This is a genomic window from Streptomyces sp. NPDC002676 (assembly GCF_053592455.1).
Genome location: NZ_JBSFVT010000001.1, coordinates 585749 through 603692, shown reverse-complemented (window position 1 = coordinate 603692; position 17944 = coordinate 585749). Strand labels below are relative to the sequence as shown.

The 17944-nt window shown below is 70.5% G+C and carries 20 protein-coding genes; 11 read left to right on the top strand and 9 right to left on the bottom strand.

Annotation, left to right across the window (positions count from 1 at the left end; translation table 11 throughout):
- The first annotated feature begins 37 nt into the window (after positions 1 to 37).
- The 3 genes from ACWD3E_RS02720 to ACWD3E_RS02710 all read left to right on the top strand — a co-directional run bounded on the left by ACWD3E_RS02720 (position 38) and on the right by ACWD3E_RS02710 (position 2364).
- Positions 38 to 1474 (top strand): MFS transporter, encoded by a 1437-nt coding sequence (locus ACWD3E_RS02720; protein WP_451385720.1) that lies wholly within the window; start codon positions 38 to 40, stop codon positions 1472 to 1474.
- A gap of 110 nt (positions 1475 to 1584) precedes the next feature.
- Positions 1585 to 1806, top strand: a complete 222-nt coding sequence (locus tag ACWD3E_RS02715; protein ID WP_451385719.1) for a hypothetical protein — start codon at positions 1585 to 1587, stop codon at positions 1804 to 1806.
- 162 nt (positions 1807 to 1968) lie between these two features.
- Positions 1969 to 2364 carry a hypothetical protein gene (locus tag ACWD3E_RS02710; RefSeq protein WP_451385718.1) on the top strand — a complete coding sequence of 132 codons (396 nt, stop codon included), beginning with the start codon at positions 1969 to 1971 and terminating at the stop codon, positions 2362 to 2364.
- On the opposite strand, the gene ACWD3E_RS02705 is transcribed toward ACWD3E_RS02710, so the two are convergent.
- From ACWD3E_RS02705 to ACWD3E_RS02695, 3 genes are read right to left on the bottom strand one after another with little or no spacing between them, the layout of a single operon-like run.
- The gene (locus tag ACWD3E_RS02705; RefSeq protein WP_451385717.1) at positions 2345 to 2941 is read right to left on the bottom strand and encodes a TetR family transcriptional regulator; all 597 of its coding nucleotides are present in this window, start codon (positions 2939 to 2941) and stop codon (positions 2345 to 2347) included. The two genes, ACWD3E_RS02710 and ACWD3E_RS02705, sit on opposite strands and share 20 nt — an antisense overlap.
- A 26-nt stretch (positions 2942 to 2967) precedes the next feature.
- A complete protein-coding gene (locus ACWD3E_RS02700) occupies positions 2968 to 3984 on the bottom strand; it encodes an aldo/keto reductase (protein WP_451385716.1) in 1017 nt (338 codons plus the stop codon).
- A gap of 41 nt (positions 3985 to 4025) precedes the next feature.
- Positions 4026 to 4655, bottom strand: a complete 630-nt coding sequence (locus tag ACWD3E_RS02695; RefSeq protein WP_451385715.1) for a TetR/AcrR family transcriptional regulator — start codon at positions 4653 to 4655, stop codon at positions 4026 to 4028.
- 302 nt (positions 4656 to 4957) lie between these two features.
- On the opposite strand from ACWD3E_RS02695, the gene ACWD3E_RS02690 reads away from it, so the two are divergent.
- Together ACWD3E_RS02690 and ACWD3E_RS02685 are read left to right on the top strand one after the other, a co-directional pair.
- Complete coding sequence (locus ACWD3E_RS02690) at positions 4958 to 7039, top strand: MMPL family transporter (protein WP_451385714.1); 2082 nt, start codon at positions 4958 to 4960, stop codon at positions 7037 to 7039.
- Positions 7040 to 7107: 68 nt separating this feature from the next.
- Positions 7108 to 7839 (top strand): LmeA family phospholipid-binding protein, encoded by a 732-nt coding sequence (locus tag ACWD3E_RS02685; protein ID WP_451385713.1) that lies wholly within the window; start codon positions 7108 to 7110, stop codon positions 7837 to 7839.
- A gap of 133 nt (positions 7840 to 7972) precedes the next feature.
- On the opposite strand, the gene ACWD3E_RS02680 is transcribed toward ACWD3E_RS02685, so the two are convergent.
- Positions 7973 to 9355 (bottom strand): glycine--tRNA ligase, encoded by a 1383-nt coding sequence (locus ACWD3E_RS02680; RefSeq protein WP_451385712.1) that lies wholly within the window; start codon positions 9353 to 9355, stop codon positions 7973 to 7975.
- Positions 9356 to 9527: 172 nt separating this feature from the next.
- Between ACWD3E_RS02680 and ACWD3E_RS02675 the strand changes: the two genes are divergently transcribed.
- The 4 genes from ACWD3E_RS02675 (at position 9528) to ACWD3E_RS02660 (ending at position 12694) form a co-directional block, all read left to right on the top strand.
- Positions 9528 to 10508 (top strand): metal ABC transporter substrate-binding protein, encoded by a 981-nt coding sequence (locus ACWD3E_RS02675; RefSeq protein WP_451385711.1) that lies wholly within the window; start codon positions 9528 to 9530, stop codon positions 10506 to 10508.
- A 17-nt stretch (positions 10509 to 10525) separates the two neighbouring features.
- The gene (locus ACWD3E_RS02670; RefSeq protein WP_451385710.1) at positions 10526 to 11296 is read left to right on the top strand and encodes a metal ABC transporter ATP-binding protein; all 771 of its coding nucleotides are present in this window, start codon (positions 10526 to 10528) and stop codon (positions 11294 to 11296) included.
- 16 nt (positions 11297 to 11312) lie between these two features.
- Complete coding sequence (locus tag ACWD3E_RS02665) at positions 11313 to 12215, top strand: metal ABC transporter permease (protein WP_451385709.1); 903 nt, start codon at positions 11313 to 11315, stop codon at positions 12213 to 12215.
- A 62-nt stretch (positions 12216 to 12277) separates the two neighbouring features.
- Positions 12278 to 12694 (top strand): Fur family transcriptional regulator, encoded by a 417-nt coding sequence (locus ACWD3E_RS02660; protein ID WP_451385708.1) that lies wholly within the window; start codon positions 12278 to 12280, stop codon positions 12692 to 12694.
- A gap of 19 nt (positions 12695 to 12713) precedes the next feature.
- Here the strand turns inward: ACWD3E_RS02660 and ACWD3E_RS02655 are convergent, their stop codons facing one another.
- The 5 genes from ACWD3E_RS02655 to ACWD3E_RS02635 form a co-directional block, all read right to left on the bottom strand.
- Complete coding sequence (locus ACWD3E_RS02655; RefSeq protein ID WP_451385707.1) at positions 12714 to 13217, bottom strand: YcxB family protein; 504 nt, start codon at positions 13215 to 13217, stop codon at positions 12714 to 12716.
- A gap of 66 nt (positions 13218 to 13283) precedes the next feature.
- A complete protein-coding gene (locus tag ACWD3E_RS02650) occupies positions 13284 to 14135 on the bottom strand; it encodes an isoprenyl transferase (RefSeq protein ID WP_451385706.1) in 852 nt (283 codons plus the stop codon).
- Positions 14136 to 14162: 27 nt separating this feature from the next.
- Positions 14163 to 14909, bottom strand: coding sequence for a DNA repair protein RecO (gene recO / locus ACWD3E_RS02645; protein WP_451351414.1), 747 nt, complete (start codon positions 14907 to 14909; stop codon positions 14163 to 14165).
- Positions 14910 to 15085: 176 nt separating this feature from the next.
- Positions 15086 to 15301, bottom strand: a complete 216-nt coding sequence (locus ACWD3E_RS02640) for a hypothetical protein (RefSeq protein ID WP_451385705.1) — start codon at positions 15299 to 15301, stop codon at positions 15086 to 15088.
- Complete coding sequence (locus ACWD3E_RS02635) at positions 15298 to 15516, bottom strand: hypothetical protein (protein ID WP_451385704.1); 219 nt, start codon at positions 15514 to 15516, stop codon at positions 15298 to 15300. Before ACWD3E_RS02635 ends, ACWD3E_RS02640 begins: the two co-directional genes overlap by 4 nt.
- Positions 15517 to 15631: 115 nt before the next feature.
- Between ACWD3E_RS02635 and ACWD3E_RS02630 the strand changes: the two genes are divergently transcribed.
- Positions 15632 to 16465 (top strand): helix-turn-helix domain-containing protein, encoded by an 834-nt coding sequence (locus ACWD3E_RS02630; RefSeq protein ID WP_451385703.1) that lies wholly within the window; start codon positions 15632 to 15634, stop codon positions 16463 to 16465.
- Positions 16447 to 16683, top strand: a complete 237-nt coding sequence (locus ACWD3E_RS02625; protein WP_451385702.1) for a DUF397 domain-containing protein — start codon at positions 16447 to 16449, stop codon at positions 16681 to 16683. Before ACWD3E_RS02630 ends, ACWD3E_RS02625 begins: the two co-directional genes overlap by 19 nt.
- Positions 16684 to 17944 lie beyond the last annotated feature (1261 nt).

Sequence of the window (17944 nt, the reverse complement as noted above, 5' to 3'; positions counted from 1 at the left end):
CTGGTACCCGTCTGAGCTTGGCGGCAGGCTCGATGGCATGACCGACACCGTCACGAGAGGTACGAGTCCGGTTGTCCGTTCGGCGGGGTCGCCGAGCGGGCTGGGCGGGCTGGGTTTGTTCACCGTTCTGCTGGCCGCGGCGCTGCCGCTGGTCGACTTCTTCATCGTCAATGTGGCCCTGCCGGCCATCGGCTCCGATCTCGCCGCGGGCGAGGCCGTGCTGGAGCTGGTCGTGGCGGGGTACGGCGTCGCGTACGCCGTGCTGCTCGTGCTCGGCGGACGGCTCGGGGACCTGTTCGGGCGGCGCAGGCTGTTCCTCGGCGGGATGGCCGCGTTCGGGCTCACCTCGCTGGCCTGCGGGCTCGCCCCGGGCGCCTGGAGTCTCGTCGCGGCGCGGGTCGCGCAGGGCGCCTCGGCCGCCGCGATGCTGCCGCAGGTGCTCGCCACCATCCAGGCCGCCACCAGCGGAGCGCGCCGGGCGAAGGCCATGAGCCTGTACGGCGCCACGGCCGGGCTGGCCATGGTCGCGGGGCAGATCCTGGGCGGGGTGCTGGTCGCGGCGGACATCGCCGGGACCGGCTGGCGGGCGATCTTCCTGGTCAACGTGCCGGTCGTGGTGCTCGGGCTGGTGCTGGCCGTGCGGTTCGTACCGGAGACCCGGTCGCAGCACCCCGAACCCGTCGACGGCCCCGGCACGGCCCTGCTCGCGCTGTCGCTGCTGACGCTGCTCGCTCCGCTGACCGAGGGCCGGGCGGCGGGCTGGCCGCTGTGGACCTGGCTGTCGCTGGCCGCGTTCCCGTTCGTCGCGGGCGCGTTCTACGCCGTGGAGCGGCGGGCCGACCGGGCGGGGCGCACCCCGCTGGTGCCGCCGAGCCTGCTGGGGCTGGCGTCGCTGCGGCGGGGGCTGGCGCTGATCGTGCCGTTCGGCATCGGCTTCAGCGGGTTCATGTTCGTGATCGCGCTGGCCTTGCAGCGGGGGGCGGGGCTCGGCCCGGTCCGGGCGGGGCTCGCGCTCGTGCCGATGGCCCTGACGTACCTGGGCGTCTCCCTCGCCGGGCCGCGTCTGATCGCCCGCTACGGCACCCGCGTGGTCACCGTCGGAGCCGTCCTGCAGGGACTGGGTGTGGCCCTGATCCTCCTGGCCGCCTGGCGGGACTGGCCGCACCTGGGCTTCGCCGCGCTGCTGCCGGGCGCCGCCGTCGCCGGTGCCGGTCAGGCCCTCCAACTGCCCATCGTGATGCGGCTCGTGCTCTCCGAGGTGCCGCCCGCCCGGGCCGGCGTGGGCAGCGGTGTGATGGTCACCACGCAGCAGTCCTCGCTCGCGCTGGGCGTGGCCACCCTCGGCACCCTCTTCCTCACGCTGATCCCGCACCTGGGCATGCGGGACGCGCTGGTCACCACGCTGCTGGTGCAGCTGGCCGGGATCGTCCTGACCGGTCTGCTGAGCCTGCGTCTGCCCCGCACGGTGCACTGAGCCGAAGCGACGCCTTGGCCAACTCGGTGCGAAAGCACCCCCTGTTGATGTTGGTCTTGCTGCACACTCCTTGCGATCGAGGTTGCCGGAACGCGGGGAGGGGTGGCGTCATGCCGCAGAGCAGCACGAGCAAGGTCAGCCGCTGGGACCAGCACGGCCGGGAGCATGTCGTGCGGGTGCAGCGCACGGGCATACAGCGCACGATCCGGTGCGACACCTGCGGCTGGCGGCGCAGCGCCCAGTTCCTGCCGTGGCTGAAGGCGCAGGAGCATCTGGCCGAGGCCCACCAGGCCACGGTCGATCCGGCGGCGGACCGCCAGCCGTCGCGCTGAGGCCCGCCTCCGGTCAGGGGGCGGGTAAGAAACCCGGCTGCCGACCGGCGCCTTGGCCTGTGCTCTTACCCGAATCCAGGGCTGTTCTGTCCTGCCCCGAGTGGCCGCTCGCACGGACCGGCGCAAGCCTGGAGAAGGTCAACAGAGCGACGGGAGACGACCATGACCTTCGTACTCCGCCACCCCTACGGCCGTACGCTCGGCGCCGCCGCGCTCTCCGTGGCGCTGGTCTCCGGCGGGACAGCCGGGGCCTACGCCGCCCAGGGCAAGCCGACCCCGACCACCATGGCCTCGATCACCGTGAAGGCCGACAAGACCAAGGTGAAGGTCGGCGACACGGTGACGTTGAGCGGACGCACCAAGGGGCTGAAGATCGGCACCAAGCTGGTGCTCCAGCACCAGAAGTCCGGCAAGTGGACGGCGCTGAGGGCGACCACCAAGGTCAGGAACGGCAGCACCTACTCGCTGTCGGCCAAGTTCCGCACCAAGGGCATGGAGATGCTGCGGGTCTCGGCCGGCAAGGTCTACTCGCCCACCGTCATGGTGACGGTGAGCTGAGCCCGCGGATCAGCAGGTCCACGACCGCGGTGAACTCCTCCTCGACGCCCGGCCGTTGCCACTCCCGGGCGTAACAGGGGTCGTGGAAGCGGCCGGTGGCCTGGAAGACGGCTCGGGCCGCGGCGGCCGGGTCGGGGGCGGTGAAGGCACCCGACTCGGCCCCGGCCGCGATGATGGTGGCCAGCTGTGCGGTGAGGTCGGCCACGTGCTCGGAGACCGCGCCGACGACTTCCTCGGTGAGCACGGTGTAGGTGGCGAACAGCTCCGGGTCGTCACCCGCCTTGTGCCGCTTGGCCTCGAACAGGGCCGCCAGCCACGCGCGCAGCCGGTCCTCCGGGGCGCTGTCCTCGGCGACGACTGCGGCCAGTTGCTCCGAGGTCCGGTCCAGCCACCGCTTGGTCACGGCCTCCCGCAGCACCGCCTTGGTGCGGAAGTGCCGGTAGACGCTGCCGTGGCTCACGCCGAGCGCGCGGGCCACGTCGACCACGGTGGCCTTGGCCGGGCCGTGACGGCGCAGCACCTCCTCGGTCGCTTCGAGGATGCGCTCGGCGGTCAGGGTCTCGGAGGTCGGTGCCATGACCTAGACCGTACCTCGCACGCCGGTCAGTGCTCGCTGTCGAGGTGTGCCATCTGTGCGCTCGGGTAGCGCTCGCCGGCCGCGGCGTCCGCCGGGACCGCCTCCTCGATCGCGGTCAGGTCGGCCTCGTCCAGGGTGACGTCCAGGGCGCCGAGCGATTCGGCCAGCCGCTCGCGGGTGCGGGCGCCGACGAGCGGGACGATGTCCTCGCCGCGGGAGAGCACCCAGGCGATGGCGATCTGCGCGACGCTGACGCCCTTCTGCTCGGCGATCTTGCGCAGGGCCTCGACGAGGTCCAGGTTGTGCTGGAGGTTCTCGCCCTGGAAGCGGGGCGAGAAGGCGCGGAAGTCGCCCGCTCCGAGCTGCCGGTCCCGGCTGAAGTGGCCGGAGATCAGCCCGCGGGACAGCACGCCGTACGCGGTGATGCCGATGCCCAGCTCGCGGGTGGTCGGCAGGATCTCCTCCTCGATGCCGCGGGAGATGAGGGAGTACTCGATCTGGAGGTCCGCGACGGGTGCCGTGGCGGCGGCCCGGCGGATGGTCTCGGCGCCGACCTCGCTCAGTCCGACGTGCCGGACGTACCCCTTCTCGATCAGTTCCGCGATCGCGCCGACGGTCTCCTCGATCGGCACATCGGGGTCGAGGCGGGCGATCCGGTAGACGTCGATGTGGTCGACGCCGAGGCGCTGGAGGGAGTAGGCGGCGAAGTTCTTCACGGCGGCGGGGCGGCCGTCGTAGCCGCTCCACTCGCCGTCCGGTCCGCGCAGGGCGCCGAACTTCACGCTGACCAGCGCCTTCTCCCGGTGTGCGGCGGGCGCGGCGCGCAGGGCCTCGCCGATCAGCAGCTCGTTGTGGCCCATGCCGTAGAAGTCGCCGGTGTCCAGCAGGGTCACGCCCGCGTCCAGCGCGGCGTGGATGGTGGCGATGGACTCCGCGCGGTCGGCGTCGCCGTACAGCGCGGACATGCCCATGCAGCCGAGACCGAGGGGCGAGACCTGGGGGCCGGTGGTTCCGAGGGTTCGGGTGTGGGTTCGCGTCGTCATGGCTCCACATTGGCATGACAGCTGACAGATTTCAATATCTGTCATTCCAACCGCTGAGTGGTGGTGCCCATCTCGCGCAGGATGTCGAACGCGCGCAGTAGCGGCGCCGGGCCCGAGTCCTCGATGCCCGACGCGCGGCGTGCCCGGCGCGTCCGCAGTACCGCCCGCACCGCCGACAGGGCCCCGCAGGCGATCACGGCCGCCCTGAGGTCGGCGTCGGGCGTGTCCGGCGGCAGGCGGCGCAGCACCAGGGCGATCAGGCGCTCTTCGAAGTCCGAGAAGGCCTGCACGAGCCGTGTCGTGACGACGTTCTCGATGTCCTCCAGCGGATGACTGAGGGCGGTCAGCGTGGACGCGGCGAACGGCTCCGCGGCCGCCAGCAGGGCGTTGCACACCGCGTCCAGCGGATCCTCGTCGGCGGGCCGCTCGGCCAGGGCGCTCTCGACGTAGGCGAACAGTTCGACGCCATCCGGCAGCAGCAGCGCTTCCTTGCTGTCGAAGTAGCGGAAGAACGTCCGCACGGAGACGTTCGCGTATGCGGCGATGTCCGCGACGGTGGTGCCTTCGAAGCCGCGCTCCCTGAACAGGCGCGCACCGCCTTCGAGCAGCAGGCGCCGCGTCTCCTCCTTCTTGCGTTCGCGCAGTCCCGTGGGGGCGATCTCACTCGGCATGCCAGGAAGCCTCCGACACCGTGTCCCGGCTGTCAATTGACACTCGTGCCACGAACGGCCGATGGAGTGCGTACGGGTCACCGGCTCAGATATGTCCATGATGCCAATTGTCATGCGTGCCACTTTGTCTCTACAGTTCGTGTCACTCGTGACACTTTTCTTGGGAGAGCATCGTGCCCCGACCCCAGCAACCATCCCTGGAAGCGGCTGAACCGGGCGCCGACCGGCATCGGCAGACCACCGCGCCTCCCGCTGCCCGATCCGGGCTCGGTCGCCTCGGGGCTCTCTGCGCCCGGCGCCCGGTGACGGTGATCGTCCTCTGGCTGCTGGTCCTGGCCGCCGCCCTCGCCGGACGCCACATCGCCTCGCCCACCTTCAGTGACCAGGTCAGCCTGCCCGGCACCGCCTCCCACACCGGCGCCGACCTGCTCGCCACCTCGATGCCCGGAGCCGGCCGGCCAGGCGGCAAGGTCGTCTTCCACACCGGCTCCGGCACCGTGGCCGGACAGCAGTCCGCACTGGACCGGACGCTGGCGGACCTGCGCGACCTCCCGCACGTCACCTCGGTCTCGGCACCGGCGACCAGCAGCGACGGACGCACGGCCTACACCACCGTCTCCTTCGACCAGCCGCTGAAGGACCTCGGCCACGCCTACACCGCCCAGCTGGACACCGCCACCGAGCCGGCCCGGGCGGCGGGGCTCGGTGTCGCATACGGTGGCGACCTCGAACAGGTCGTCCGCACACCCGCCAACGACAAGCTGAGCGAGATCGTCGGCATAGTCACCGCCCTCGCGATCCTGCTGCTCGCCTTCGGCAGCGTCCTCGCCGCCCTGCTGCCACTGGTGACCGCGCTGATCAGCGTGGGTGTGGGTCTGGGCATCGTCGGTATCGTCGCCGCCGCCATGTCCTTCGCGACGTCCGCCACCACACTGGCCACGATGATCGGACTGGGCGTGGGCATCGACTACGCCCTGTTCCTGACCACCCGCTTCCGACAGGACCTCATCGACGGCCACGGTCCGGTCGAGGCCGCCGCCCGCACCGCACGCACCAGCGGACGCGCCGTCCTCGTGGCGGCCGTGACCGTCGCCGTCGCGATGCTCAGTCTCTACGCGTGCGGACTGAGCTTCATCGGCAAGCTCGGCCTGGCGGCCACCGTCGCCGTAGTCGTCACCGCTGCCGCCGCCCTCACCCTGGTGCCGGCGGCACTGGGCCTGGTCGGCCGGCGCATCGACCGGGTGCGCCTGCGCCGCCGCCCGGTAGCGGAGAGCGCGGGCGAACACGATGGCTGGCACCGCTACGCGGAACTGGTCGCCCGGCGGCCCTGGACGTTCCTCGCTGCCGGCCTTGCCGTGCTCACCGTTTGCGCGGCGCCGCTGGTGTCGATGCGCCTCGGACACGTCGACGCCGGCGCGGACCGGCCGGGCAGCAGCACCCGTACCGCGTACGACTGGATCGCGCATGCGCCGGGTCGGGGCTTCGGACCGGGTGCGAACGGCCAGGTCGTCACCGTCGTCGACCTCCGCCACGCGGGTACGTCGGCCGACCGAATCGCCGACGACGTCACGCGGGCCTTGAAAGACACGCAGGCAGTGGCGTCGTTCACCTCCGTCCAGCCGAGCAGCGACGGCAGGATCCTCGTCACCACCCTGACACCGACCACGGGTCCGCAGGACGCCGCCACCGGCGCCCTGCTCGAGACCCTCTCCGGAAAGACACTGCCGAAAGCCCTCGCCGGTACCGGCGCCCAGGCCTACCTGACCGGCACCGTGGCGGGCCAGGCCGACTTCCGCAGCACCGTCAGCGAGCGGCTGCCGATCATCATCGGCATCGTTCTGGTCCTCGCCTTCCTCCTGCTCATGGCGGTCTTCCGCAGCGTGGTGATTCCGCTCAAGGCCGTCGTCCTGAACCTGTTCACGACCGCCGCGTCCTACGGCGTCCTGGTCGCCGTCTTCCAGTGGGGCTGGGGAGACTCCCTGCTGGGCCTGTCCGAGTCGGTGCCCATCGAGTCGTACGTACCGATGATGATGTTCGCGATCGTCTTCGGGCTCTCCATGGACTACGAGATCTTCCTGCTCTCCCGGATCGCCGAGACCTGGCAGCGCACGGAGGACAACCGGATCGCGGTCGGCGAGGGGCTGTCCGCGACGGCGCGCGTGATCTCCGGCGCGGCCTTCATCATGACGGCGGTGTTCCTGTCCTTCACCGCCTCACCGACCGTGGTCGTGAAGATGCTCGCCCTGGGGCTGGCGATCAGCGTGATCCTGGATGCCACCGTGGTCCGACTGATCCTGGTCCCGTCCGCCATGTTCCTGATGGGGCGGGCCAATTGGTGGATGCCCCGCCGCCTCGACCGCGTCCTCCCGCGCCTGCACGCCTGACCTTGCGGCCTGTCGCCGCGTCACTGCCCGACTGCCGTTGCGGCCCGACCGATCCGGAGTACGTGACCTTGAACCGTCGTAGGAAGACCATCATCGCTGTCGCGGGCGCCGTGGCCGTGGCCGTCGCCGTCTGCGCCACCGATCTCGTGGTCGAGCACCGGGCCGAACAGCGGGTCGCCGAGGTGGCGTCATGCCGTCTGAAGCCGCGGGGGCCGGTACACGCCGACCTCACCACCCCCCTGGCCGGTCTTCGCGCACTCGGCGGTGACATCGGCGACGTCGACGTCCGTGCCGAAGGGGTCCGGCGCCAGGACGTCGTGATGGACGTCGCCGTCTCCCTGAAGGACGTCACGACGGACGGGGCCAGCGACGGCGGCACCGCCGACGCCACCATCGGCTACGACCAACTCGACCGGCGCATGGGTTCGCTGGGCGACGGGCTGACACCGGGCGGCCGGGACGGCGACCTCACCCTCAGTGGAAGCGTCGGCAGCCTGGGCCTGCCCGTCACCGTCGTGGCGAAGCTGTCGACACGGACGAACGCGGTCACCATCACCCCGACGACCGTGACGGTCCTCGGGCGCAGTGTCCCGGTCGGCGATCTGACCGGCCTGCCGACCGCCGCCCGACTGAAGGACAAGCTGAAGCCACGCACCGTCGCGGTGACCGGGCTGCCCCGGGGGGTCGCCCTGACGTCGGCGCACGCCGGGGACGACGGCCTGGTCCTGGATTTCTCGATAGCGCGCCAGACCGCTCTGGGCACGGGCAACCGCTCCGGCACCGGCTGCGCGCCGGCGTGACCCACCCGGCTGGGCGCCGGACGGTGGGCGCGCTGTCGGGAGTGCTCGGCTGGGTGGCGCAAAAAAAGCCCACCCACCCGGCCGACAGTGTCGCGCGGGTGGGTGGGCAGAAACGGCTTGAGCGCCGCAGGCGTCAGCAGCCGAGCAGGCGACCGGCGAGGTAGCCCTCGATCTGGTCGAGGGACACCCGCTCCTGCTTCATCGAGTCACGCTCGCGGACGGTCACCGCGTTGTCCTCGAGCGTGTCGAAGTCGACGGTCACGCAGTACGGCGTACCGATCTCGTCCTGGCGGCGGTAGCGGCGGCCGATCGCGCCGGCGTCGTCGAACTCGATGTTCCAGTGCTGGCGCAGCGCCTGCGCGAGGCCCTTCGCCTTCGGGGACAGCTCGGGGTTGCGGGACAGCGGCAGGACCGCCACCTTCACCGGAGCCAGGCGGTGGTCGAGGCGCAGCACCGTGCGCTTCTCCATCTTGCCCTTGGCGTTCGGCGCCTCGTCCTCGATGTACGCGTCGAGCAGGAAGGCGAGCATCGTACGGCCGACACCGGCCGCCGGCTCGATGACGTACGGCGTCCAGCGCTCGCCGGCCTCCTGGTCGAAGTACGACAGGTCCTGGCCGGAAGCCTTGCCGTGCGCGCCGAGGTCGTAGTCGGTGCGGTTGGCGACACCCTCCAGCTCGCCCCACTCGCTGCCGCCGAACTGGAAGCGGTACTCGATGTCGGCGGTGCGCTTGGAGTAGTGGGAGAGCTTCTCCTTCGGGTGCTCGTACCAGCGCATGTTCTCCTCGCGGAGACCCAGGCCGGTGTACCAGTTCCAGCGCTGCTGCATCCAGTACTCCTGCCACTGCTCGTCCTCGCCCGGCTTGACGAAGAACTCCATCTCCATCTGCTCGAACTCGCGCGTGCGGAAGATGAAGTTGCCCGGCGTGATCTCGTTGCGGAACGACTTGCCCATCTGGGCGATGCCGAACGGCGGCTTGCGGCGCGAGGTGGTCTGCACCTGGGCGAAGTTGGTGAAGATGCCCTGGGCGGTCTCGGGGCGCAGGTACGCGACGGAGCCGGAGTCCTGGGTGGGGCCGAGGTGGGTGGAGAGGAGACCCGAGAACTGCTTGGGCTCGGTGAACTGGCCCTTGTTGCCGCAGTTCGGGCAGTTGATGTCGGCCAGGCCGTTCGCCGGGGCGTGGCCCTTCTTCTCCTCGTACGCCTCTTCCAGGTGGTCGGCGCGGAACCGCTTGTGGCACGAGGTGCACTCGGTCAGCGGGTCCGTGAAGGTGGCGACGTGACCGGAGGCGACCCAGACCTCGGGGGCCAGGATGACGGACGAGTCGATACCGACGACGTCCTCGCGCGACGTCACCATGTAGCGCCACCACTGGCGCTTGATGTTCTCCTTGAGCTCGACACCCAGCGGTCCGTAGTCCCAGGCGGCACGCTGTCCGCCGTAGATCTCACTGCAGGGGAAAACGAAGCCACGGCGCTTGCTCAGGCTGACGATGGTGTCGATCTTGTCGGCGGCCACGGTGCTCTCTTCATTACGACGACGGGCGTTGAAGCGAGATGCTTCCAGCGAATGATTCAGGTTACCGGCGCAGGCTCCCCCTCGGCCAAATCGGCCCCCTGCCAAGGGCCTCCCCCGGCCCCTCACGAGGGCTTGTTGACAACGGTTTCCATGTTTGTTGAAAATGACTGTCATGAACGTACGACGACGCCTCATACCGGCCGCCGCGATCACCGCGGCCGGCGCCCTCGGGATCGGCACGCTCTCCGCCTGCTCCACCAGCGCCGCAGCCGGGAACACCAGCAAGTTCGACGTCGTCACGTCCTTCTACCCGATGGCCTTCCTCGCCGAGCGCATCGGCGGCAGCCACGCGCACGTCACCACACTCACCTCCCCCGGCCAGGAGCCGCACGACCTGGAGCTCAGCCCCCGGCAGATCGGCGGGATCGAGGACTCCGACGCCGTCCTGTACCTGAAGCACCTCCAGCCCTCCGTCGACGACGCGGTGGCCCAGTCCCCGGTGAAGACGAAGATCGACGCGGCCTCCCTGACCACGCTGGAGGAGCACGGCAACGAGGTCGGCGGCCACGCGGCGGCGCACGACACGGGGGACGGCGAGCAGCCCGGCGAGGAGTCGGGGCAGGACTCCGGCGCCAAGGACCCGCACATCTGGCTCGACCCCGTGCGCTACGCCCAGGTCGCCGAGGGCGTGGGCAAGGCCTTCGAGAAGGCCGACCCCAAGAACGCCGCCGACTACAAGAAGAACACCGCCGCCCTGGTCAAGCAGCTGAACGACCTGGACACCCGGTTCCGGGACGGCCTCGCGCACACCAAGACCAAGGTCTTCGTCACCACGCACGCCGCCTTCGGCTACCTCGCCGAGCGCTACGGCCTCACCGAGGAGGCCATCAGCGGCCTCGACCCCGAGTCGGAGCCGAGCGCCATGCGCGTGAAGGACCTGGAGAAGCTGGCCAAGGCGGACGGCGTCAGCACCGTCTTCTACGAAACGCTGGTCAGCGACAAGACCGCGAAGACCGTCGCGGGCGACGCGGGCCTGAGGACGGACGTCCTCGACCCGATCGAGGGCATCACGAAGAAGTCCCGCGGCACCGACTACTTCTCCGTCCAGGCAGCCAACATCAAGGCGCTCCAGCAGGCTCTGGGCGCCAAGTGACGGGAATGGGAGACACGATGGCCGGCGAATCCGTCATAGCCATGCGCGGGGTGACCGCCGAACTCGGCGCGCGCCCCGTCCTGCGCGGCATCGACGTCACCGTCAACCGCGGCGAGGTCGTCGCCCTGCTCGGCGCGAACGGCTCCGGCAAGTCGACGGCCGTGCGCAGCGTCATCGGTCAGGTGCCGATCAGCGGCGGCACGATCGAGCTGTTCGGCACCCCGCGCCGGTCCTTCCGGAACTGGGCGCGCGTGGGCTACGTACCGCAGCGCACCACCGCCGCGGGCGGCGTCCCCGCCACGGTGACGGAGATCGTCTCCTCGGGCCGGCTCTCCCGCACCCGCTTCGGCGTCTTCCGCAAGGCGGACCGCGAGGCCGTGCGCCGGGCCCTGGAGCTGGTCGGCATGGCGGACCGCGCCAAGGACTCGGTGACCGCCCTCTCCGGCGGCCAGCACCAGCGCGTCCTGATCGCCCGCGCGCTCGTCGCCGAGCCCGAACTGCTGATCATGGACGAGCCGATGGCCGGCGTGGACCTGGCCAGCCAGGAGGTGCTCGCCCACACCCTGCGCGAGCAGGTCGCCGCCGGTGCGACGGTCCTGCTGGTCCTGCACGAACTCGGGCCCCTGGAGCCGCTGATCGACCGAGCGGTCGTCCTGCGCGACGGCTGCGTGCTGCACGACGGCCCGCCCCCGCGGGCGCTCGGCCAGCACGCGCTGCCCGGCCACGACCACGTACACCCGCACGCACCCGCGGGCACCGAACCCACCCGCACGGGACTGCTGAGCTGACGGGACGCTTGAGCTGATGGAAATCCTGAACTACGCCTTCATGCAGCGGGCGCTCATCGCGGCCGTCCTGGTCGGCATCACCGCACCGGCGATCGGCATCTACCTCGTCCAGCGCCGCCAGCCCCTGATGGGCGACGGCATCGGGCACGTGGCGATGACCGGCGTCGGCCTCGGCTTCCTGCTGCACACCTCACCGGTGTGGATGGCCACCGCCGTCTCCGCGCTCGGCGCCGTACTGATGGAGCTGATCCGCTGGTACGGCAAGACGCGCGGCGACATCGCCCTCGCGATGCTCTTCTACGGCGGCATGGCCGGCGGCGTGATGCTCGTGAGCATCACGCCGGGCGGCTCCACCGCCAACCTGACCTCATACCTGTTCGGCTCGCTGTCGACGGTCTCCCCGTCCGACGTGAACGCCATCATGATGCTGGCCGCGTTCGTGGCCCTCGTGACCCTCGGGCTGCGCCGCCAGCTGTTCGCGGTCAGCCAGGACGAGGAGTTCGCGCGGGTCACCGGGCTGCCCGTGCGCGCCCTCAACCTGCTCACGGCCGTCACCGCGGCGGTCACCGTCACCGTCGCCATGCGGGTGGTCGGCCTGATCCTCGTCTCGGCGCTCATGGTGGTGCCGGTCGCCGCCGCCCAGCAGCTCACCCGCAGCTTCGCCGCGACCTTCGCGATCGCCGTCGCCATCGGCGTGACCGTGGCGATCAGCGGCACGGTCACCTCGTACTACCAGAACGTCCCGCCCGGCGCGACGATCGTGCTGCTGACCATCGCCGCGTTCGTCGCGCTCACCGCCCTGGCCACTCCCCTGGCCCGGCGACGCGCCCGCGCGGCGGCCTCGGCACAGCCTCCGGGCGACCCCGCCGAGTGCTCGATCCCGGCCACGCGGAAGGCCGCGGACGAGGTCGGCGTCTGACCGCGGACAGCCCGGGCTGGCACAATGGCCCGGGCAGAGGCGAGACGTGTGAGGAGACAACGGTGACGACCGCTGGACCGCCCGTGAAGGGGCGCGCAACCCGCCAGCGTGCCGCTGTGGCTGCGGCCCTCGACGAGGTCGACGAGTTCCGCAGCGCGCAGGAACTGCACGACATGCTCAGGCACAAGGGCGACTCGGTCGGCCTGACCACGGTCTACCGCACCCTCCAGTCCCTCGCCGACGCCGGCGAGGTCGACGTCCTGCGCACCTCCGACGGCGAGTCCGTCTACCGCCGCTGCTCCTCCGGCGAACACCACCACCACCTGGTCTGCCGCGTCTGCGGCAAGGCGGTCGAGGTCGAGGGCCCGGCCGTGGAGAAGTGGGCCGAGGCGATCGCCGAGGAACACGGGTACGTCAACGTGGCGCACACAGTGGAGATCTTCGGTACGTGCGCGGAGTGCGCGGCGGCGAACGACTGATCTGCGGCGAACGACTGATCTAGAGGCGGGTGATATGCCCGTCGAGCAGAGCCCGGAGGGCGTCCACGCCCCCGGGCTCTCGTATGCCCCGCTTGGGCAGCACCGTGAGGCAGGAGGCGTCCTTGTCGCCGCTGAGCAACACGAAGAGATCGGGCGTCTCCGCGTAGCGGGGCGCGGCGGTCCAGTTGAGGTGGCTGGAGCCGCCCGTGTTGGTGACGGTCACACCGTCGTCCCCGGCCACGGCACGGTACTCGCCGTGCCGGGCGGCCAGTTTGTGGAACTGGCGGGCCATGAGCACCGGCCGGAGCACGAACAGCATGGCGACGACGAAGACGCCGGGCACCAACGACCCCATGTCGACGCCGTCTCCCTTGGCCAGCGGCACCACGGAGGCACCGACCAGCGCGGCCACGCTGATCAGCGCCAGGCGCTGCATCCGGCGGGCCGCGGTCGACGCCTTGGCCCGCGCGGCCAGCGCCTGTCTCATGTCCTGCCGGGTCGGCTGGTACACCAGCTCGACCACATCCCGATCCTGATCCTGCGTCGTATCCCGCCCCATGTCCATGAGGCGGGATAGTAGCGCCCGCGATCAGCCGCCCTCGGGCTCGCCCCGCATCGCCGCCTCCATCGCCAGCAGCTCCTCGTTCGGGACGGCCCCGCCGAAGCGCCGGTCGCGGGAAGCGAATTCGACACAGGCCCGCCACAGGTCACGGCGGTCGAAGTCGGGCCACAGCACGTCCTGGAAGACCATCTCGGCGTACGCGCTCTGCCACAGCAGGTAGTTGGAGGTGCGCTGCTCGCCGCTGGGGCGCAGGAACAGGTCGACGTCCGGCATGTCCGGGTAGTACAGGTACTTCGCGAAGGTCTTCTCGTTGACCTTCGACGGGTCCAGGCGCCCCGCCTTCACGTCCTCGGCGAGGGCCTGCGCCGCGTCGGCGATCTCGGCGCGCCCGCCGTAGTTCATGCAGAAGTACAGGGTCAGCAGGTCGTTCCCCTTGGTCTGCTCCTGCGCGATCTGGAGTTCCTTGGCGACCGACCGCCACAGCTTGGGCATACGGCCCGCCCAGCGCACCCGGATGCCGAGTTCGTCGAGCTGGTCGCGGGTCTTGCGGATGAAGTCACGGTTGAAGTTCATCAGGAAGCGGACCTCGTCGGGCGAGCGCTTCCAGTTCTCGGTGGAGAAGGCGTAGAGGGAGATGTTGCGGACGCCGACCTCGATCGCGCCCTGGAGCACGTCCAGCACCTTCTCGGCGCCGACCTTGTGTCCCTCCGTACGCGGCAGCCCGCGGTCCTTGGCCCACCGCCCGTTGCCGTCCATCACGATCGCGACGTGCTCCGGGACCAGCTCGCCGGGGAGCTTCGGCGCGCGGGCACCGGACGGGTGCGGCTCCGGCGCCTTGTACTCGCGCCGCTGGCGCCCCAGGATCCCGCGTACGACCATGGTTCGGTTCTCGCTTCCGTTACTTGCTTACTTTTCCACGTACCGGAGTGAGCGCAGCCCGCGCTCCAGATGCCAGTGCAGGTAGGCGGACACCAGCCCGCTGCCCTCCCGGACGTACCGAGCCTCACACGCGTCCGCCGTCTCCCAGTCTCCCGTAAGCAGCGCACCGAGCAGGACCAGGGTCTGCGGGGACGGTACGACACTGCCCGGCACCCGGCAGTCGACGCAAACCGAGCCCCCGGAGGCGACGGAGAAGAACCGGTTCGGCCCGGGCATCCCGCACTTCGCGCAGTCGGTGAAGCTGGGGGCGTAGCCGTTGACGGCGAGGGAGCGCAGCAGGAAGGCGTCGAGGACGAGGTGGGGCGCGTGCTCGCCACGCGCGAGGGTCCGCAACGCGCCGACGAGCAGCAGATACTGCTGTACGGCCGGCTCGCCCTCATGATCCGTGAACCGCTCGGCGGTCTCCAGCATGGCCGTCCCGGCGGTGTAGCGGGCGTAGTCGGTCACGATCCCGCCACCGTACGGCGCGATGGTCTCACTCTGCGTGCAGAGCGGCAGCCCGCGCCCGACCAGCTCACTTCCCCGCGCGAAGAACTGCACGTCCACGTGGGAGAAGGGTTCGAGGCGGGCGCCGAATTTGGATTTCGTACGCCGGACGCCGCGGGCCACGGCCCGCACCCTCCCGTGCCCCCGGGTGAGCAGCGTGATGATCCGGTCCGCCTCACCCAGCTTCTGGGTGCGCAGCACGATGCCGTCGTCGCGGAACAGACTCATGGGACCATTCTCGCGCACCGGGGACCCTCAGCCGCTCGTCCGGGGTGAAAGCGGCCGATACGCCTGGCCCGGGCCCGCCAGGTCCGTAGCACTCGCATCCAGCACCTCCTCGATCAGCTTGGCCCTGTCGGCAAGCATGCGGAGGTGAATCCACTGCGCTGACGCCTGCACAGCCGTCACGGCACTTCGCCGCGGCTGCGCGCGTTCTCGTACGCCGTGGCCGCGCGCAGCCGCTCGGCCGGGGTGGCGGGACGTGCGGCTTCCGGGGCGCAGTCCCACTCCCGGCCGCCGCCGTACGGCCTCAGCTGTACGTACGGCCCCTCGTACCCCATGACGACCCCGACCCGCCCACTGCGCGTGTCCACGACATGGCTACCGACGGAAGGCTTCACGGCGCGATCACCACCAGGGCCGCCGCGAGCCGGCGCGCGGTCTCCACGGAACACCGGCCCAATTCGACCAGCGGACAGGGCGCCTCCCGCGCGAGACTCACCGGGTCGAGCCCGAGGGAGGGCAGGGTAATCCCGGCCTTTTCCAGTGCCGCCCGCAATTCCGTCAAAGTCTCCTCCGCCTCTTCGACGCAGAGCGCTGAGTGTCGTGCAGCCATGCGGCTTCCCTTTCTTCTTTGATTTCACGCTTCGTGTCTCCAGGGTGACGCTCCGCCAGTAGGCTCGGCAGCAATCTGCGCCCTACAAGTACGAGGCAGGTCAAGGGGGTTGGCTATGGCCAACGGTTCGCGGCAGGCGGCGTGGGAGTTCTTCGGAGCGGAACTGAAGCGGCGCCGGGAGGACGCGGGGATCACCCAGGTGGAGCTGGGGGCACGCGTTTTCGTTTCCGGCGGGTATATCGGGCAGTTCGAGCAGGCCATCAGGAAGCCGCAGTTGGACGTGGCCCAGCGGCTCGACGAGGTTCTACAAACCGACGGCTTTTTCGAGCGGCTTTGGCGAAAGCTCATCAAGGATCAGCCGTATACGGAGTACTTCGCGCATGCAGCTGATCTGGAGCGGCTGGCGACGGAGATCTGCGAGTTCGCGCCAGCGGTGGTCCCCGGGCTCCTCCAGACGCGGGAGTACGCGCGGGCGGTGTTCCTGGCGAGCAACCCACTCGCCGCCGACGAGTACATCGAGGAGTTGCTCAGGGGTCGCATGGACCGCACGCGGCTCATCAAGGACGCTACACGGCCCAAGTATTGGCTGGTCCTCCACGAGACGGTGCTGCGCATCCCTGTCGGCGGCCCGGCTGTCATGGCACAGCAGCTGGAGTACATCGCGACGCTGATGCGGGAGCGCAAGGTGGTGGTGCAAGTGCTGCCGTTCACGCAGGGAGCACACCCGTCCATGGGCAAGCTGATGTGGCTCCTGGAGTTCGAGGACGCCCCACCGACTGTCTATACAGAGGGCGTGTTTTCGGGGAGCCTCCTGGACGAACCGGCGGTGGTGAAGCGCACTCGGGCGTCCTACGATCACATCAGGGCCGCCGCACTGTCGCCGCAGGCGTCCCTGGCCCTGATCGAGTCGGCGTCGGAGGACTACAGACGATGCGCGAGTACGACCTGAGCAACGCCCGCTGGCGCAAGAGCACGTACAGCGGCGGCGATGGCGGCGAAGCCTGCATCGAGGTGGCCGACGGAGTCCCCGGTGTCGTACCCGTCCGGGACAGCAAGGTGCCCGGGGGTGCGGTGCTGGTGATCAGGTCGGCTGCATGGACGGAGTTCATCGGTGCTGTTGGGGCCACTCGCTTCTTGGCCAGTGTCGTGCTTCCGCGAGGCGAGTAAAGGGCGCTCCCGTTCCGCTGCGCTCCACTCCCGCGTCGCCTGCGGCGATGGCCCTTCGGGCCACCCTTGACTCGCCTCGCTCCAGCACGGGTGAGAAGCGAGCGAGCGGCCCGGGGGAGCAGTGGGGGCCCGAGCCATGTTCGCCCTTGAGTCGGCCGCGATCGTGCCGTCGACGGAGGGGACGCGGCCGCGAGTCCGGGCACGCCGGGTGGGTTCAGCGGCTCACGCCGAGTGGGTGGCGAGGGCCGACGGGGCGGGGCGGGGCCTGGTGAGGTGGGCTGACTTCGTGCCGTTGGGGGGAAGGACGCGGGGGCGAGTCCGGGCACGGCGGATGGGTTTGGCGACTTGCGGGCGGTGGGGCTTGGGGGCGGTCGGGGGCTTGCGGACGGTGGGTGGCGGAGCCGTTCGGAGGCGGGAGCCCGTGGGAAGCGGAGGCGTTCGGAGGCGGGAGCCCATGGGAAGCGGAGGCGGGAGCCCGTGGGAAGCGGAGGCGCTCGAAGGCAGGAGCCCGAGGGGGCTGTCGAGGACGGTGGTGGCCCTTGGGGGCGTCACATCCGCCTCTCCCGTCACCGGTTGGGCGGTAATTGGAGGCAATGGGCCGTGATTGGTGGATCTGTTCCACCCTCGCGGCCTGTGGCGGGCCTATGACCTGCGTGTTTCCCCTCGGCTCATGGCCCAAATCCACCAATTACAGCCCATGGCTGCCTGGGTGGGGGCAGGTGAGGCACCTGTGACACACGAGGCCGCCGCCCCAGTTTCGTAGCCCCCGCCCCACTCCTCTTACCGACCGCACGCCGCCAAACCGGCCCGGCGTGCCCCCGACCGCCTGCCCGCGCCCCCACAGCCAACAGCGCCTGGACAACAGGCAGACGGGCCCAACCCCGCCAGGCCCCCCGCTCCTCCCCCGGCCGCTCGCTCGCTTCTTCCCCGTGCTGGAGCGAGGCGTGTCAAGGGTGGCCCGCAGGGCCATCGCCGCAGGCGACGCGGGAGTGGAGCGCAGCGGAACGGGAGCGCCCTTGACTCGCCTCGCGGAAGCACGACACTGCCGAGAAGCGAGTGGCCCAACAGCAACCGATCCAGCACCGGCCCACCCTCACCGCCCTCACCACCCTCAAGGGCCCGACAAGGCTCGCGCCCCCGATGTTCCAGGACCGCACCCGACCTGTGGGATCGGCGGCGAACTCCACGACACCGGCGTCCTGGTCGTCGGCGTTGCTGGGGATCGCCTCAGCTGAGGTCCATCAGGCGGCGACGCGCTGGC

Bases quoted from the DNA above. Each gene is read 5' to 3' on its own strand.
- ACWD3E_RS02720 (WP_451385720.1), top strand. From the start codon at position 38: ATGACCGACACCGTCACGAGAGGTACGAGTCCGGTTGTCCGTTCGGCG.
- ACWD3E_RS02715 (WP_451385719.1), top strand. From the start codon at position 1,585: ATGCCGCAGAGCAGCACGAGCAAGGTCAGCCGCTGGGACCAGCACGGC.
- ACWD3E_RS02710 (WP_451385718.1), top strand. From the start codon at position 1,969: ATGACCTTCGTACTCCGCCACCCCTACGGCCGTACGCTCGGCGCCGCC.
- ACWD3E_RS02705 (WP_451385717.1), bottom strand. From the start codon at position 2,941: ATGGCACCGACCTCCGAGACCCTGACCGCCGAGCGCATCCTCGAAGCG.
- ACWD3E_RS02700 (WP_451385716.1), bottom strand. From the start codon at position 3,984: ATGACGACGCGAACCCACACCCGAACCCTCGGAACCACCGGCCCCCAG.
- ACWD3E_RS02695 (WP_451385715.1), bottom strand. From the start codon at position 4,655: ATGCCGAGTGAGATCGCCCCCACGGGACTGCGCGAACGCAAGAAGGAG.
- ACWD3E_RS02675 (WP_451385711.1), top strand. From the start codon at position 9,528: ATGAACGTACGACGACGCCTCATACCGGCCGCCGCGATCACCGCGGCC.
- ACWD3E_RS02670 (WP_451385710.1), top strand. From the start codon at position 10,526: ATGGCCGGCGAATCCGTCATAGCCATGCGCGGGGTGACCGCCGAACTC.
- ACWD3E_RS02665 (WP_451385709.1), top strand. From the start codon at position 11,313: ATGGAAATCCTGAACTACGCCTTCATGCAGCGGGCGCTCATCGCGGCC.
- ACWD3E_RS02650 (WP_451385706.1), bottom strand. From the start codon at position 14,135: ATGGTCGTACGCGGGATCCTGGGGCGCCAGCGGCGCGAGTACAAGGCG.
- recO (WP_451351414.1), bottom strand. From the start codon at position 14,909: ATGAGTCTGTTCCGCGACGACGGCATCGTGCTGCGCACCCAGAAGCTG.
- ACWD3E_RS02635 (WP_451385704.1), bottom strand. From the start codon at position 15,516: ATGGCTGCACGACACTCAGCGCTCTGCGTCGAAGAGGCGGAGGAGACT.
- ACWD3E_RS02630 (WP_451385703.1), top strand. From the start codon at position 15,632: ATGGCCAACGGTTCGCGGCAGGCGGCGTGGGAGTTCTTCGGAGCGGAA.
- ACWD3E_RS02625 (WP_451385702.1), top strand. From the start codon at position 16,447: ATGCGCGAGTACGACCTGAGCAACGCCCGCTGGCGCAAGAGCACGTAC.